Annotated in this window: 17 protein-coding genes and 1 pseudogene; 14 read left to right on the top strand and 4 right to left on the bottom strand. The window is 69.0% G+C overall.

The genetic code is table 11. The features are described from left to right. The 3 genes and pseudogenes from ACIHAR_RS27395 to ACIHAR_RS27385 form a co-directional block, all read left to right on the top strand. Positions 1-95 (top strand): annotated as a pseudogene (locus tag ACIHAR_RS27395) (dehydratase); the annotation flags it as partial. A gap of 81 nt (positions 96-176) precedes the next feature. Further along, on the top strand, positions 177-1157 hold the full coding sequence (locus ACIHAR_RS27390; RefSeq protein WP_400022368.1) for an aldo/keto reductase: 981 nt from the start codon (positions 177-179) through the stop codon (positions 1155-1157). Between the two features lie 70 nt (positions 1158-1227). Further along, a complete protein-coding gene (locus ACIHAR_RS27385; protein WP_400022367.1) occupies positions 1228-1869 on the top strand; it encodes an NAD(P)H-binding protein in 642 nt (213 codons plus the stop codon). Positions 1870-1993: 124 nt separating this feature from the next. Here the strand turns inward: ACIHAR_RS27385 and ACIHAR_RS27380 are convergent, their stop codons facing one another. Beyond that, positions 1994-2368: a hypothetical protein gene (locus ACIHAR_RS27380; RefSeq protein WP_400022366.1), complete on the bottom strand. Its 375-nt coding sequence runs from the start codon at positions 2366-2368 to the stop codon at positions 1994-1996. 201 nt (positions 2369-2569) lie between these two features. Next, positions 2570-2776, bottom strand: coding sequence for a hypothetical protein (locus ACIHAR_RS27375; protein WP_400022365.1), 207 nt, complete (start codon positions 2774-2776; stop codon positions 2570-2572). 413 nt (positions 2777-3189) lie between these two features. On the opposite strand from ACIHAR_RS27375, the gene ACIHAR_RS27370 reads away from it, so the two are divergent. The 4 genes from ACIHAR_RS27370 to ACIHAR_RS27355 all read left to right on the top strand — a co-directional run bounded on the left by ACIHAR_RS27370 (position 3190) and on the right by ACIHAR_RS27355 (position 5955). Continuing rightward, positions 3190-3846, top strand: coding sequence for a TauD/TfdA family dioxygenase (locus ACIHAR_RS27370; protein ID WP_400022364.1), 657 nt, complete (start codon positions 3190-3192; stop codon positions 3844-3846). Further along, the gene (locus tag ACIHAR_RS27365; protein ID WP_400022363.1) at positions 3843-4784 is read left to right on the top strand and encodes a hypothetical protein; all 942 of its coding nucleotides are present in this window, start codon (positions 3843-3845) and stop codon (positions 4782-4784) included. The genes ACIHAR_RS27370 and ACIHAR_RS27365 overlap by 4 nt, the downstream gene beginning before the upstream one ends. A gap of 141 nt (positions 4785-4925) precedes the next feature. After that, on the top strand, positions 4926-5387 hold the full coding sequence (locus tag ACIHAR_RS27360) for a GntR family transcriptional regulator (RefSeq protein ID WP_400022362.1): 462 nt from the start codon (positions 4926-4928) through the stop codon (positions 5385-5387). A gap of 1 nt (position 5388) precedes the next feature. Then, positions 5389-5955 (top strand): HD domain-containing protein, encoded by a 567-nt coding sequence (locus tag ACIHAR_RS27355; RefSeq protein ID WP_400022361.1) that lies wholly within the window; start codon positions 5389-5391, stop codon positions 5953-5955. Here the strand turns inward: ACIHAR_RS27355 and ACIHAR_RS27350 are convergent. Both ACIHAR_RS27350 and ACIHAR_RS27345 read right to left on the bottom strand, forming a co-directional pair. Next, complete coding sequence (locus ACIHAR_RS27350; RefSeq protein WP_400022360.1) at positions 5943-6416, bottom strand: NUDIX domain-containing protein; 474 nt, start codon at positions 6414-6416, stop codon at positions 5943-5945. The two genes, ACIHAR_RS27355 and ACIHAR_RS27350, sit on opposite strands and share 13 nt — an antisense overlap. A gap of 5 nt (positions 6417-6421) precedes the next feature. Continuing rightward, the gene (locus ACIHAR_RS27345; RefSeq protein WP_400022359.1) at positions 6422-7180 is read right to left on the bottom strand and encodes an XRE family transcriptional regulator; all 759 of its coding nucleotides are present in this window, start codon (positions 7178-7180) and stop codon (positions 6422-6424) included. A gap of 714 nt (positions 7181-7894) precedes the next feature. On the opposite strand from ACIHAR_RS27345, the gene ACIHAR_RS27340 reads away from it, so the two are divergent. From ACIHAR_RS27340 to ACIHAR_RS27310, 7 genes are all read left to right on the top strand, one after another. Next, entirely contained in the window at positions 7895-8152 is a 258-nt protein-coding gene (locus tag ACIHAR_RS27340; protein WP_400022358.1) for a DUF6284 family protein, read from the top strand. Continuing rightward, positions 8149-8460, top strand: coding sequence for a hypothetical protein (locus tag ACIHAR_RS27335; protein ID WP_400022357.1), 312 nt, complete (start codon positions 8149-8151; stop codon positions 8458-8460). The genes ACIHAR_RS27340 and ACIHAR_RS27335 overlap by 4 nt, the downstream gene beginning before the upstream one ends. After that, the gene (locus ACIHAR_RS27330) at positions 8457-9485 is read left to right on the top strand and encodes a DUF2637 domain-containing protein (protein WP_400022356.1); all 1029 of its coding nucleotides are present in this window, start codon (positions 8457-8459) and stop codon (positions 9483-9485) included. The genes ACIHAR_RS27335 and ACIHAR_RS27330 overlap by 4 nt, the downstream gene beginning before the upstream one ends. Beyond that, entirely contained in the window at positions 9482-10138 is a 657-nt protein-coding gene (locus tag ACIHAR_RS27325; RefSeq protein ID WP_400022355.1) for a GGDEF domain-containing protein, read from the top strand. Before ACIHAR_RS27330 ends, ACIHAR_RS27325 begins: the two co-directional genes overlap by 4 nt. Beyond that, positions 10135-10491 carry a hypothetical protein gene (locus tag ACIHAR_RS27320; RefSeq protein ID WP_400022354.1) on the top strand — a complete coding sequence of 119 codons (357 nt, stop codon included), beginning with the start codon at positions 10135-10137 and terminating at the stop codon, positions 10489-10491. Before ACIHAR_RS27325 ends, ACIHAR_RS27320 begins: the two co-directional genes overlap by 4 nt. Beyond that, positions 10488-11309, top strand: a complete 822-nt coding sequence (locus ACIHAR_RS27315; RefSeq protein ID WP_400022353.1) for a phosphoadenosine phosphosulfate reductase — start codon at positions 10488-10490, stop codon at positions 11307-11309. Before ACIHAR_RS27320 ends, ACIHAR_RS27315 begins: the two co-directional genes overlap by 4 nt. Before the next feature lie 85 nt (positions 11310-11394). Continuing rightward, complete coding sequence (locus ACIHAR_RS27310) at positions 11395-13620, top strand: cell division protein FtsK (protein WP_400022352.1); 2226 nt, start codon at positions 11395-11397, stop codon at positions 13618-13620. The last annotated feature ends 19 nt before the right edge of the window (positions 13621-13639 follow it).

The following is a 13639-nucleotide window of genomic DNA, read 5'->3' as shown; positions in this document are numbered from 1 at the left end:
AGCTCGACGACGACACCGTCCGCGTCGACCTGACCGTCACCAGCGCCGGACAGAAGGTGCTGGGCATGTCCCGGGCGCTCGTACGCCTGGCCTGAGCCACGCGTCGTAGACCTGCCTCGAGCCGCGCGGTCGCCCCGCACCCCTCCCCCATCTCCCCTCCACCACACAGGAGAACGATGCTCCAGCGTCGGCTGTCCACCCTCGCCGTCTCGGCCCTCGGGCTCGGCTGCATGGGGATGAGCGACCTCTACGGCCCCGGCGACGACACCGAGTCGATCGCCACCATCAGGCACGCACTGGACCAGGGGGTGACCCTGCTCGACACCGCGGACATGTACGGCCCCTTCACCAACGAGCGGGTCGTCGGCCGGGCGATCGCGGACCGCCGGGACGAGGTCGTCCTCGCCACCAAGTTCGGCATCGAGCGCCTGCCGGACGGCACCCTCCTGGGCATCAACGGCCGCCCCGACTACGCACGGACGGCCTGCGACGCCTCCCTGCGGCGCCTCGGCGTCGACCACATCGACCTCTACTACCAGCACCGCATCGACCCCACCGTCCCCATCGAGGAGACCTGGGGCGCGCTCTCCGAACTCGTGGCCGCGGGGAAGGTGCGCCACCTGGGCATCTCCGAGGCCGCGCCGGCGACGGTGCGACGGGCGCACGCGGTCCACCCGATCACCGCGGGCCAGTACGAGTACTCCCTCTTCAGCCGCGGCATCGAGGACGAGCACCTGCCCACCCTGCGGGAACTGGGCATCGGCCTCGTCGCCTACGCCCCCATGGGCCGCGGCCTGCTCACCGGCACCGTGACGAGCCCCGGCCAGTTCCCCGAGGGCGACGTCCGCCGCATGGCACCGCGTTTCCAGGAGAGCAGCCTCGTCACCAACCTCGCCCTCGTCGAGCGGCTGCGCGAGCTGGCCGCCACGGTGGGGGCCACGCCCGCCCAGCTCGCCCTCGCCTGGCTGCTGCACCAGGGACCCGACGTCGTGCCGATCCCGGGCACCAAGCGGCGCGGGTACCTCGACGAGAACCTCCGGGCATGCGACATCCCCCTCACCGGCGATCTCGCCCGGGCCCTGGCGGAGGCGATACCGGCCGACGCCGTCGTCGGCGAGCGCTACGACGCGGCGCGCATGGCCACGCTGAACCTGTGACCCGCGCCAGACCCCGAACCCCGCCCCTTCCGCCCCGATTCCCGCCCTCGTGACACGAAGGAACCAGCACATGACCATCACCGTCCTCGGCGCCACCGGAGCCACCGGCCGCCTGATCGTGGAACAACTCCTCCGCCATGGCCACTCGGTGCGCGGCGCCGTACGGAAGCCGGCGAAGGCCGCCCGGTCCGCCGCCGGCACCGAGTTCGTCGAGCTCGACCTCGCGGCACCCGACAGTGACCGGTTCGCGGAGGTCTTCGCCGCGACCGAGGTCGTCGTCAACGCCGCCGCCACCCGCAGCATGACCAAGAAGCAGGCCGACCTGATCGACCGACAGGGCATCATCGCGGCCATCGACGCGGCGGTGGCCGCGGGCGTGAAGCGGTGGATCCAGGTGTCCATGATGGGCAGCGGCGACCCGGCCCGGCTGCCGGGGTACCTGCGGGCCACCGGGCAGGCCAAACACGCGGCCGACCTCCATCTCGCACGGTCGGGCATGACGTGGACGGTCATCCGCCCGCCGTGGCTGACCGACGGCGCCGCCACGGGCCGCGTCACCGCCGGCGAACAGGTCCCCGAAGGAAGCCTGACCCGCACCGACCTCGCCGCCGTCGCCGTCGCCTCACTGGACACCGTCCCGACCCACAACCGCCTGTTCGAAATCACCGGCGGCGGCCGCCCCATCGCGGAATCCCTGGCGGCCCTGGCCTGAGCCGCCACCGGACCTGAGTCATCCACCCGAACACGGGGGCCAGAAGGAGTGCCCCCGTGTTCGAGGACGGCTGGGGACGGCCGGGGACACCCATGGCCTCCCCATGGCTCAGCCCTTCCGGGGTTCAGCCGAGCCAGGCGAGCGGGTCTTCCTCGCCCTCCCCGGACGCCCGGACCGTCGTGAAGGTGAGCGGGACTCCCAGTTCCGCAAGACCTGCCAGAACGTCTGGCGAGAGGTACAGCCCCGATCCCGACCCGGCAACGCCTGACACATCGACCTTCACCGACGCCCCCGCCTTCTTCAGCGCGTCGAGCGCCGGCTTGCGCGGGCTGAGGAATGCGATGAGTTCCGCGGCCTGTTCGTCGACGCCTTTCGAGCGCCGCTCGTCAACGGTGAGCGCGACCCACCCGGGGCCGGAAGAGAAGCCCACACCCTCGAACGAAGAGAACTCTTCACTGTCGCCGAATTGCAACTCCGCGGTCAGGGCGGCCGAATCCACTCCCTCACTCCGCCTTCGGGATGCGGCCCCAAGACCTACGCATCAACAGTGATCCGATCCTGGTCCGGGAGCGTCCACGGTCGCCCGTCACAAGTCTTGCGTACGCGCTCGGGCACCGTGCCGGGCGGCCGTGGACGGAAGCGCCTCGCCCTGGGACGAGCGTCGACCGAGACCGCCGCCGCCCCTCGACGCGCGAGGTGTCTAGATGAGCTTGGGCAGCCCGAAGTTGTTGATCAGGGGACCCTCGATGGTCAGTCCCTCAGTGATCAGGGACTCGGCTCCGGGCAGCACCGGGCTCGGGTTGGCCGCCTTGTGCTGTCCCACCGGAGCGGCCTGAGCGGTTCCGGTCACGGTCAGTGCGGCCCCGACGAGGGCGAGTGCGGCGAGTGCGCGCCTGCTGTTGTTCATGCCGGGCCCAACGATCTTGACGGGTGACGGACACGCCACCCGCAACCACTGAGACCAGCACGGGGACCGAGGACCGGCGCGCGGCCCGCGCCCGCCACCGTCGCTGCCTCCACTGAACACAAAAGCCCAGCTCAGACAATGTCTGGGCTGGGCTTGGAGAGAGCCGCCTTCGGGATTCGAACCCGAGACCTACGCATTACGAGTTGTCCGATCTTGGTCCGGGGGCGTCCGTGGGCGTCCGTCATCCCGGCTTCTTGCCTGATCACAGGGGTTGGCAGACCCCGGTGGACGGGACCGGACGACTGGGGAATCAGCGGCTGTTGAGACCAAGGTTGAGACCACCCGACGCGACAAGTGCGCCGGATCCCCAAATGCGGTGGCGGATCGATGGCTACCTCGGTGGATACTGCCGCATGGCGCGGATGCTGGAAGACCTGTTCAAGGAGTGCGGCGTTAAGGGGTGGGCGGCAGGCCACGCGACCCTAGCGCAGATACAACTTGAGGCTGCGATGCTTCGATGGACCGCAGTGCCGACACGACGGGGTGGCCCGGATGTCGCCACCCTGCGCCCGGTCGACCCCGCCGAGGCGCAGCCCAATTCGCTCAGCGCACGCTATGGCATGGGTGCCCAACCTCTGCACACTGACGGCGCACACCTGCATGAGCCCCCAGACATCGTCGTCCTCACATGCGAAACCACCAGTACGACGCCAACGCGTCTGTGGAACAGGATGCGCTACGGCCGCTTCATCCCAGGACTGCCGGAATCCGTGCGGCACGGCGTCTTCTTGATCAGTAGCGGAAACGACAGCTTCTTCGCTACGGCATACGCAAGCGGGCGCTTGCGCTACGACCCTGGCTGCATGCTTCCCTGCGACGCGCGAGCGAGACAGGCAGCTCAGTTCTTCGAGGAAGCGGAGAGTTCTACGACCGAGCACACATGGAACGAACCCGGTCAGGTGCTCTTGATCGACAATCGTCGAGTCCTGCATGCCCGCGCCTCCGCTGTAGACGAACCACAGAGAGAAATCCGCCGACTCAGCTTCCACCTTAACCGCGAGGCGTCATGACCAATCCATTCGATCACGAGGCGCTCTGGACGAAGGCGAAACTCTTCCTCAACCGCGCCATGGACGATGACGCCAGGTCGTTTGATGAACAAGCCCTTTGGGCCGCACTGGCGCTCGAACTACTAGCCAAGGCGGCCCTCGCGCGCGTTTCACCGCTCTTGATCGCGGAACCAAACGAGGAAGGCACCAATCTTCTCATCGCAAGCGGACTGGTCAAGGGCGACGCCAGGTTTACCTCCGTGCGCGCAAAGACGCTGATGGCCCGATGCCACAAGGCATTCAAGCCTTTCGACCAGTCGGAAGCCATGAAAATTATCAACGGTCGAAACGAGTACCTCCATAGCAGCGGTACTGGCTTCATGGCCATCCCACCCCACGCATGGTGGCCCAGGTACTGGGCACAGGCCGCCGTCCTGGTCACAGCACTTGATCGTGAAATAGAGGAGTTGGTGGGCAGTGACCGCGAACTCACGGTTACTAAGCATCTCGAACGGAACGCCAAGAACCTTGAACAGCGCACTGAAGCTCTGATCGAGAGAGCTAAGCAGCGTCGGCAACAGTGGCTCGGTGGGACTCTCCCCGCAAAAGTCGCCGCAGAGTGGAAGTCGGGACAGTATCTGTCGGCAACAATGTCTCACAGTGAAGCCGCGACTTGCCCGGCTTGCGAATCCGCTGGACTCCTCGAAGGCGAGGAGGTGGTCAACGTCCAGTATCACTATCCGCCTACCGGCGGCTACGGGCCGGACGGCGAGTACGACTACCTGGACGAAGCCTCGGTGACCCTTACCATCGGCGCCGACTACTTCAGTTGCCCGGCCTGCCAGTTGGTCTTGAACAGCTACGATCTGATTAGACAGGCGGGAATGGACACCGAATTTCATGTTGAGGGCGACGCCTATGAGTACATCGGTCGAGAGCCTGAGTACGGAAACGACTAGCGGACCCAGATGGACGGACGCGGACTGGGGTCACAGCTGACACCGCAGACCTATCTGGCCGCTGACCCCCAGTCCTCTCCGCAGCGGTCGCGAGTCGTGGGAGTCTTGGAGGTGACGACGGCGAACGGCGAGGGAGAGCGAGTGTCGCAGCAGGCCAACCCTCGGGGAACCTTCCTGAGGATTGCCGACTCTGTGAAGCGGCAGATCGAGGACGACCCGGACATGACGGAGCTCCCGTCACTGGCTGAGGTCATGCGCGACCACAAGGTCTCGCGCGGGGTTGCCCTTCGCGCGTTCGGCGTGCTGCGTCAGGAAGGCGTGGCCGAACCGGCGCCCGGCGAGCGGTGGCGCGTCGTGCGCGCGGGTGCGCGAGTCGACCGGCGTCCGCTCGATCAGCGGATCGCAGACGTCATCACGGCTGACGGGCTCGAAGTAGGGGAAGCGTTCCCGAGTGCTTCCGCCCTAGCCGAACGGTTCGGGGTCTCACGTCCCACCGTGGCCAAGGCGCTGGAAAAGTTGGAAACCGCCGGCCTTCTGGCGGGGGGAGGACAAGGCAAGGTGCGGACAGTCCGCGCCGTGCCGACGCGAGAGGAGCGTTCCTAGCTTGCCGACGTTGACGGAGTGGGCCTATCCCCTGGCTGAGTCCCTGCTCGCCGAGCCGCTGCCGCGGCGGTGGAAGCACTGTCTTGGAGTTGCCGAGAGAGCGCGCACGATCGCTCTCGTTCTCAACGAGGACGCGGACCTGTTGGAGGCCGCGGCGGTGCTGCACGACATCGGTTACGCGCCGGACCTGGCCAAGACAGGCTTTCACCCGCTGGACGGTGCGCGCTACCTCCGGGACGTAGCCGGCGCCGACACACGGGTCATCAACCTGGTTGCTCACCACTCCTGCGCCTGGATGGAGGCGGAAGCGCGTGGCATGCGTGAGGAGTTGGAGGGCGAGTTTCCGCGCGAGAGTGCGCACCTGAACGACGCGCTCTGCTACTGCGACATGAACACGACGCCGGACGGCACGCCCACGAACCCGATCGACCGGGTCAACGAGATCGCCGGGCGGTATGGGCCGGACAGCCTGATCGGGCAGTTCATCCGCCGGGCCGAACCCGAGATCCTGGCGTGCACCTCCCGCGTACTCGAACGGGTCGTCGCCGCCAAGCGTCAGCCGATGTAGGGGGTCGTGCGCGTACGGTCCATCGCGTGCTCGATCCGGAGTCGCATCGTGGGGTGCACGTCCAACGCCGTCAGGTCCGCGGGGTCGACCCAGCGGACCTGAGTCGTCTCGTTGCTCGTGCGGAGCTCACCGCCGACCGGCCGCGCTCGAAAGCAGATGCTGAACTGCTGGCGCACCTCGCCGTCGTCGTACTGCATCACGTGTCCAGGGTCCGTGTAGAGCCCGGACACGTCGACGACTTCAGCCTTGATTCCGGTCTCTTCCCAGACTTCACGCACGACGGTGTCGCTGATCGACTCCCCCACGTCGTGGCCACCGCCGGGCAGTGCCCAGCGCCCGTTGTCGGATCGCTGGATCATCAGCACCTGTCCCGCGTCGTTCTGCACGAACGCGACGACGGACGGCACCACCGAGTTGGCCGGCGGGGCGTCGGGGTCGTGCAGGTAGTCAATGCGTCCCATGATGCTCAGGCTCCTGTGATGTCTCGGTCCGTGACCTGGCGAGCGCCTCCCCAGGTCTGTTCGATGCTATTCGCGTAGGTGTCGAACAGACCGCCGCCCGGCATGCGCCGCAGGTGGAAGACGGGTGCCATGTAGGCGCCGATGCCGTAGACGTGAGGGTTGACGAGCATCTCGTCATCGGACCGGTATATGGAGTTGTAGAGCGTCGTCGAGTGGAGCCGAAAGCCGATTTCAGGGTGGCTCTCGGCGAGGGGGCGATAGTTCACCAGCGCGTTCCGGATCTTGCCATCCATGATCCGGTGCCCCTCGTCGATGCCGCGCTGCCGGACGGCTTCACACTCCGGGTCCCCAAGCATGATGCGCACCTGTGTGGACCCTTCCACCTTCTTCTTCAGCAGATCGTGGAACAACGGATCCTCCGACAGGAAGAGCCCCGAGTAGACGAGAACGTCCAGGTTGCGCTGTGCGCGCGCGTAGAGATCACGCCAGAGGCCAGACGGCACTGTGTGCCGATGCGGGTAGACGGCGACGATCTCCGCTTTGGTCAGATCCATCGCACTGTCGACGGTGCGACCGTCGTCCCACAGCGTCGTCACGTCTACCTTGAGCGCCGCCGCCGTCGCGTACTGGTGGCGCCGGTACGGCACCTTGCCCTGTGTGATCCAACGTTCGACCGTCTTCGGGTTGACCTCGATAGCTTCGGCGAGGCTCTGCACGGTCATGCCGCAGGCGAGCAGTGCGGACCGCAAACGCTCGTTCGACATCTGCACCCCCGTTGGGACGTCTAGGAACTTCTTGACCGTAGCCAGAAGTCCCAAAGCTGTCCACGGCTGCGGTGACCAACTCCCCTGACCTGCAGCGATTCTGAATGTGCGCCAGGAAGTCCCGGCGCAGAAGCAAGAGGCTCCGGCAACGTACTTGACGGGCCCTCATGCAGTACCTGTAAAACAGGTACTGCAGCAGCCGGACGCAACAACTCGGCTGGAAGGCGGCTTCATGCCGCATGCGCAAAGGGCGGAGGACGCTGCAAGACCGCCCGCTTAGGCCCAGGTGCAACAGGGTTTCGGCCCGTACTGGGGAGGTGGCCCGGCGACCGCGAGCAACGGCCGGAGAGTGGGGACGCGGTCCCCCTTGCAGCAAATCCCCTGTTCTCTCACCTAGTTGGAGGCTCCTCATGCACCGACGAAAGCAACGGGCGCCGCCGTGATGGACCGGCCGGCGGCGCCAGTGCTTGACCCCAGCTCGTGAGCGGAACGCACGCTCGCGGCCAACCCGGTCCGCCCCTCAATCCGCCATCGCAGCGGCTAGCGCTGCGGCCGGTTGCCTCCCTCGCCCGTCCGGCTCCGCACTCGCGCGGTGGTCGTACGGGCGGGGTTGCAGGGAGCCGAGTCTGTTCCGGCTTCAACGGCGAGCACCCCCGGAGTTGGCGCTCCGGGGGTGCGGTTCGGGCCGTTCACCCTTCGAGAGGAACACGACCCATGAAGCACATCGGTGCTGATCAGGCGGGTGTTACCGCCGACGACTTCGACCGCGAGCCGACGGCCGCGGAACTCGACGCGATCGAGAGCGAGTGGCCCGCCATCGAGGCGGACGTCAAGCGGCTCGACGCGCTGATCCAGAGCCTGAACCAGCGTCCGGACGAACTGTCCGTGCGTCGGGTGCGCCGGACGCAGCGCCGGATCCTGGCGGCCCGGCGGGTGCTGGTCAACGGCGAGCTGAGCGGGGGTGCGGCATGACCGGCACCGTCCGTTGCCCAGCGGCTCACCGCGACGACCCGACCCCGTGCGACGGCCCGGCCGTCGTGACCGTGCTGGATCAGTACAACGCGGGCGCGGATGGCTGCGAGCACCACGGGGCCCGGTTGCTGGCGTCGTTGGAGCGCGGCCGGGTCTACGCCCTGCCCGCCGCGCCGGCGGGCGCCGCCATCCGTGTCTTCACCGCCGCGGATGGCATCCCGCCGTTCGTCTGGTACGAGGGCGCCCCGCGGACGCAGCCGAACCAGCGCAGCCACGCGGAGAACCGCCGCCTGGGGGTGACGGAATGACCACCACCGAGACGACACAGACTGCTGAGCGTCCGGCGGTGCCGCCGCTGACCCGCCCGGAAATGGGGCTCGCCGGAGTCGGCGCGCTCGCCGCCGCCGCGGTCGGGGCGCTCGGGCTGATCTCCTCCTTCGACGCCGTGTCGGCCGCCGCCGCGCGGTGGGGGTTCGGCGAGCCGTGGATGCTGCCCGTCGGGATCGACACCGCCATTCCGGTGTTCACCGTGGCCAACCTGCTGTTGATCCGGATGGACATGGCGTTGGCGTGGGTGCGGTTCGTGCCCTGGGTGCTCACCCTGGTCACCTGCGGTCTGAACGTGGCCGCGGGTGACGGGCTGTGGGCGAAGGTGGCGCACGGCACGATGCCGCTGCTGTGGGTGGTGTTTTCCGAGATCGGCGCGCACATCTACGCCGTGCGGATCGGCGCCGCCACCGGACGCCGGATGGAGAAGATCCGGTTCTCCCGCTGGCTGCTGGCCCCGCTGTCCACGTTCGCGCTGTGGCGCCGGATGACGCTGTGGGAAGTCACCTCCTACGCTCTGGCGCTCGGCTGCGAGCGAGAACGATTGCTGGCCCGCGCGGACCTGCGCGAGCAGTACGGGCCGCTGTGGCGTTGGAAGACACCACGGCGCGAGCGGGTCATGCTGCGGATGGGCGAACTCACCCCCGCCGCCGAACCCGCACCTGTCATGCCCAATCCGGAACCGGAGCCGACGGAACCGAAGGGCGAGGCGCCCACGCCGACGCGCACGCGGACGGCCAAGCCCCGGGCGAAGAAGGCTGCTGCCTCGCCCTCGCCGCAGCGCACGGCGGCCGAACTGCTCGCCGAAGCACGCACGGTCACGGCCGACTGGCCGGACGCGCAGATCAACGGCGAGGCGCTGCGCAAGGTGCTGCGCTGCGGTTCCGGACCGGCCCGGCAGGTGCGTGACGCCCTGCTCGCCGAACGCGCGCACAACCCCGCCCCGCACATCGTCGGTGCCGACGCCGCCGTGTCCGGCGCAGAGGCTGATGGGGTGGCCGCGTGAACACCCTGGCAACGATCCTGCTGTCCGCGCTGCCGCTCGCCGTCGGGTGGGCGGTGCATGTGTGGTGGCTGCGCAGCTGCCTGAACACCGCCCGGCGCGACCCTCTCACCGGACTGCGCACCCGCGACGGGTTCACCCGCCGTGCCACGGCCCTGCTGAAGGACCCACGCGCGGTCGTCGTCCTCGCCGACGTCGACCGCTTCAAGCACATCAACGACACCTACGGGCACGCGGCCGGGGACGCCCTGTTGAAAGCGACCGCCGACCGCCTCGCCCACCACACCGGCCCCCTGGGGGTGGCCGGACGGCTCGGGGGCGATGAGTTCGCCGCCGTCCTGATCGACGACCACGGCACCGCCGGCGACATGCTCGCCGTCCTGCAGGGCGTGCTCGCCCGCCCGGTAGACGGCCAGGACCCCGCCGTCCACACCACGGTCTCTCTCGGTTGGGTGCGCGCCGCCGACTTCCCCGCAGACGACCTGTCTGGGCTACTGCGGCGGGCGGATGAGGCCATGTACGCGGCCAAGCAAGCCCGCTCCGGTACCCGCCGGGCGGGACTGGGCCGGCTGTTCGCCACCCTCGCCGGACGGCGTGCCGGACGCTCCGGCGCCCACACGGCCCCGTCGGCTCCGGTCGTGGGGGTGGCGGCGTGAAGTCTCAGCCCATCGTCGGCGCCGCCGTGTTCAACACCGTGATGCAGGCGGCCGGCTACCGCTGCCAGTGCGGCGGTGAGTGCGGCAATCCCCACAACCGGGACGCCGGGCGCTGCCCACGCGAACACGATCACTACACCAGCAAGCACGGTCGACTGGTCCGGCTCATGGCTGCACCCGCTGACCCGCTCGCGAGCAACATCACCGCCGCCCGTCTCCCGGCGTGCGCGCTGCGCGCATGGTGCCCCGACTGCCACGAAGCAGCCGCACGCCAAGCCAGGAAACAACTCCCCCCAGCCCCCGCGGATCAGTGCGCGCTGTTCGACCTGAGCACCGGAGAGGACCACTCATGACGACCACAACCGAGCCGGTCAAGGCATTCAGCTTCGGGGGCGGCTGGCAGTCGACGGCCGCCCTGGCGCTGGCCGCACGCGGGGAGCTCGACTACCGCACGTTCATCTTCGCCAACGTCGGTGACGACTCCGAGAAGCCCGCGACCCTGCGCTACGTCGAGCAGTACGCGCAGCCGTTCGCCGACGCCCATGGGCTTGAGTTGGTCACGGTCGGCCGGGTGCGACGGGACGGCACAAACGAAACTCTCTACGGGCGCATCACTCGGGAGGGCTCGCGCTCGCTGCCCATTCCGGTACGGCTGTCCCCGAGTGGAGCGCCGGGCACGCGGGCCTGCACCGGCGACTTCAAGATCAAGGTCATCGGCAAGGAACTGAAGCGGCGCGGCGCGAGTCGCGACAACCCGGCCACGGTCGGCATCGGCATCAGCGTGGATGAGATCGGCCGGGCCAATGCCCGGCGCTGCGAGCCGCACGAGCGGATCGAATACCCGCTGCTTGATCTCGGCATCCGTCGGGCGGACTGCCCGCGCATCATCCGATCCGCGGGCCTACCGGTGCCGCCGAAGTCGGCGTGCTGGTTCTGCCCCTTCCACCGGCCCGAGAACTGGCACGACATGCGCCGAGATGAGCCGGAGCTGTTCGCCAAGGCATGTGACCTCGAAGCGTTGCTCAACCGACGCAGGGACGCGCTCGGCAAGGACCACGTCTATCTCACCCGCCTGCTCCGGCCGCTGGCCGACGCGATCCCGGACGGGGTCGACACGTTGCCCTTCGACGACACCGACACCGGCTGTGACTCCGGCTGGTGCATGACCTGAGCACACCCCACTTCCGGGCCCGGCCGCTCACCTTCCACAGCACGCGGTCGGGCCCGGTATCCCTCCCAGAGAGAAGGAACTCTCAGTGAACCACCCCGACGACAACGAACTCTTCAACCGACTGGAAGCCGAGATGTCCGCCGACTCCGGCGGCGAGGTGGTCGACCTGGACAAGGCCCGATCCGCCCGCACCGAGTCGACCGACTCGGTACCCCGACCGGCCGCCGACCGGTCGTCCGACTCCCACCCGGGTGAGTCGGGGGCGGAGTCGGCCGACCCTACGGCCACGGTGTTGGTCGACTCGCCGACGCTAAAGGCGGCCGGTCCGGGCTACCTCGGTCGGCTCGCCGCCGCGCAGCGTCGCCCGGTCGTCCCGGCGTGGCTGTGCTCGGTCGCGGAACTCAAGACTGCGTCGGCGTGGGTGGCGCGCCACTACGCCCACGCCGCCGGCTACCACGCCCTTCGGACCCCGGTCTACGCCGCCCGCCTCGCTCTTCAGGCCCCGGCCGGCGCCGCGCGGTTCGTAGGGGGCACGATGCGGTGGGTGGCCGACCGGGAGGGCGAACCCGTCCGGCTCGCCGCCGTCCGCCGCGAGGACGCAGCCGAGTACCTGAAGCTGTCCCGGCAGCGTGACGGCCGCGTGCGGCTGCGCACCCTGGTCACCGTGCTGGGCATGTTCATCGGACTCGGTACGGCGCTGGCCATGTACGTGCTCGCCCCGAGCTGGCTTCAGGCCGTGTCGGTGACCGCGCTGGTGATGGCGCTCGGAGTCGCCGGCCGCCGCGCGGACGCCCCGGTCGTCCACCGAGCCGTGGAACTGCCCAAGGCCACCAAACTCACCAGTGACATCGTGCTGCGGGCGCTCGGTGCGCTGGGCATTCCGGCGATCAACCAGGCGCAGGCCAAGGGGCGGGACGGGTTCGAGTTCACCGCCCCGATCACCCGCGACGGCCCCGGATGGCGCGCCCAGGGCAACCTCCCCTACGGCGTCACCGTGACGGACATCATCGAGCGCCGCGAGCGCCTCGCCTCCGGCCTGCGCCGCCCGCTGGGATGCGTCTGGCCGGAGGCCGTAGCGGAACAGCACACCGGGCATCTGGTGCTGTGGGTCGGTGACCAGGACCTGGCCCAGTCGAAGAAGCCACAGTGGCCGCTGGCCAAGGCGGGCGCGGTCGACTTGTTCAAGCCCGTCGCCTACGGCACCGACCAGCGCGGACGCTGGGTCGACGTCACCCTCATGTACATCGCCGGAGTGATCGGCGCCATCCCCCGCATGGGCAAGACGTTCCTGCTGCGCCTGCTGCTGCTCATCGCAGCCCTGGACCCGCGGGCGGAGCTGCACACCTTCGACATGAAGGGCACCGGCGACCTGGACCCGGTCGGTGACGCCGTCTCCCACCGGCACGCCGCCGGCGACGACGACGAATCCATCGGCTACGTGCTCGCCGACTTTAGGGCGCTGCGCGAGGAACTGCGCCGCCGCACCAAGGTGATCCGCTCCCTGCCCCGGGACATCTGTCCGGAATCGAAGGTGACCAGCGCTCTCGCGGACAAGCGGTCGCTGGGGCTGCACCCGATCGTGGTGGGGGTGGATGAGTGCCAGGTGCTGTTCGAGCACCCCGAGCACGGCAAGGAGTTCGAGGAGATCGCCACCGACCTGGTCAAGCGCGGCCCCGCCACCGGCATCGTGATGCTGCTCGCCACGCAGCGCCCCGACGCCAAGTCGCTGCCCACCGGCATCTCCGCGAACGCCGGCGCCCGCTTCTGCATGAAGGTCATGGGCCAGACCGAGAACGACATGGTGCTCGGTACGTCCGCCTACAAGCGCGGCGTGCGGGCGACCATGTTCGCCTGGGGTGACAAGGGCATCCACTACTTCGTGGGCGAAGGCGCGGACGCCCGGATCGTCTACGGCACGTTCGTGGACGCCCCCGGCGCCGCCGCCATCGCCGCCCGCGCCCGCAAGGCCCGCGAGACGGCCGGACTCCTCACCGGTCACGCGCTCGGGGAGACGCCGGAGGCGGTGACCGGGCCGTCCTACGACCTGCTCGCCGACATCCTCGCCGTCGTCCCCGCCGCGCAGGCCAAGGAATGGTCCGAAACGGTCGTGGCCCGGCTCGCCGAACTGCGCCCGGAGGTCTACGGCGGATGGGAGCCGGACGCGCTCGCCGCCGCGCTCAAGCCGCACGGCGTCGCCACCATCCAGGTGGGCCGCCGGGTGGACGGCAAGGTCGTCAACCGCCGCGGTATCGACCGCTCCCACATCACGGCCGCGATTGCGGAGCGTGACGGAAAGCGGGACGCGGGCTGAGGCTCCGGGGCCGCTAACG

The organism is Streptomyces sp. NPDC052016, from assembly GCF_044548445.1.
Lineage (GTDB): Bacteria > Actinomycetota > Actinomycetes > Streptomycetales > Streptomycetaceae > Streptomyces.
This window is presented reverse-complemented; position numbering and strand designations above follow the sequence as displayed.

Bases quoted from the DNA above. Each gene is read 5' to 3' on its own strand.
- ACIHAR_RS27390 (WP_400022368.1), top strand. From the start codon at position 177: ATGCTCCAGCGTCGGCTGTCCACCCTCGCCGTCTCGGCCCTCGGGCTC.
- ACIHAR_RS27385 (WP_400022367.1), top strand. From the start codon at position 1,228: ATGACCATCACCGTCCTCGGCGCCACCGGAGCCACCGGCCGCCTGATC.
- ACIHAR_RS27375 (WP_400022365.1), bottom strand. From the start codon at position 2,776: ATGAACAACAGCAGGCGCGCACTCGCCGCACTCGCCCTCGTCGGGGCC.
- ACIHAR_RS27370 (WP_400022364.1), top strand. From the start codon at position 3,190: ATGGCGCGGATGCTGGAAGACCTGTTCAAGGAGTGCGGCGTTAAGGGG.
- ACIHAR_RS27365 (WP_400022363.1), top strand. From the start codon at position 3,843: ATGACCAATCCATTCGATCACGAGGCGCTCTGGACGAAGGCGAAACTC.
- ACIHAR_RS27350 (WP_400022360.1), bottom strand. From the start codon at position 6,416: ATGGGACGCATTGACTACCTGCACGACCCCGACGCCCCGCCGGCCAAC.
- ACIHAR_RS27345 (WP_400022359.1), bottom strand. From the start codon at position 7,180: ATGTCGAACGAGCGTTTGCGGTCCGCACTGCTCGCCTGCGGCATGACC.
- ACIHAR_RS27340 (WP_400022358.1), top strand. From the start codon at position 7,895: ATGAAGCACATCGGTGCTGATCAGGCGGGTGTTACCGCCGACGACTTC.
- ACIHAR_RS27335 (WP_400022357.1), top strand. From the start codon at position 8,149: ATGACCGGCACCGTCCGTTGCCCAGCGGCTCACCGCGACGACCCGACC.
- ACIHAR_RS27330 (WP_400022356.1), top strand. From the start codon at position 8,457: ATGACCACCACCGAGACGACACAGACTGCTGAGCGTCCGGCGGTGCCG.
- ACIHAR_RS27315 (WP_400022353.1), top strand. From the start codon at position 10,488: ATGACGACCACAACCGAGCCGGTCAAGGCATTCAGCTTCGGGGGCGGC.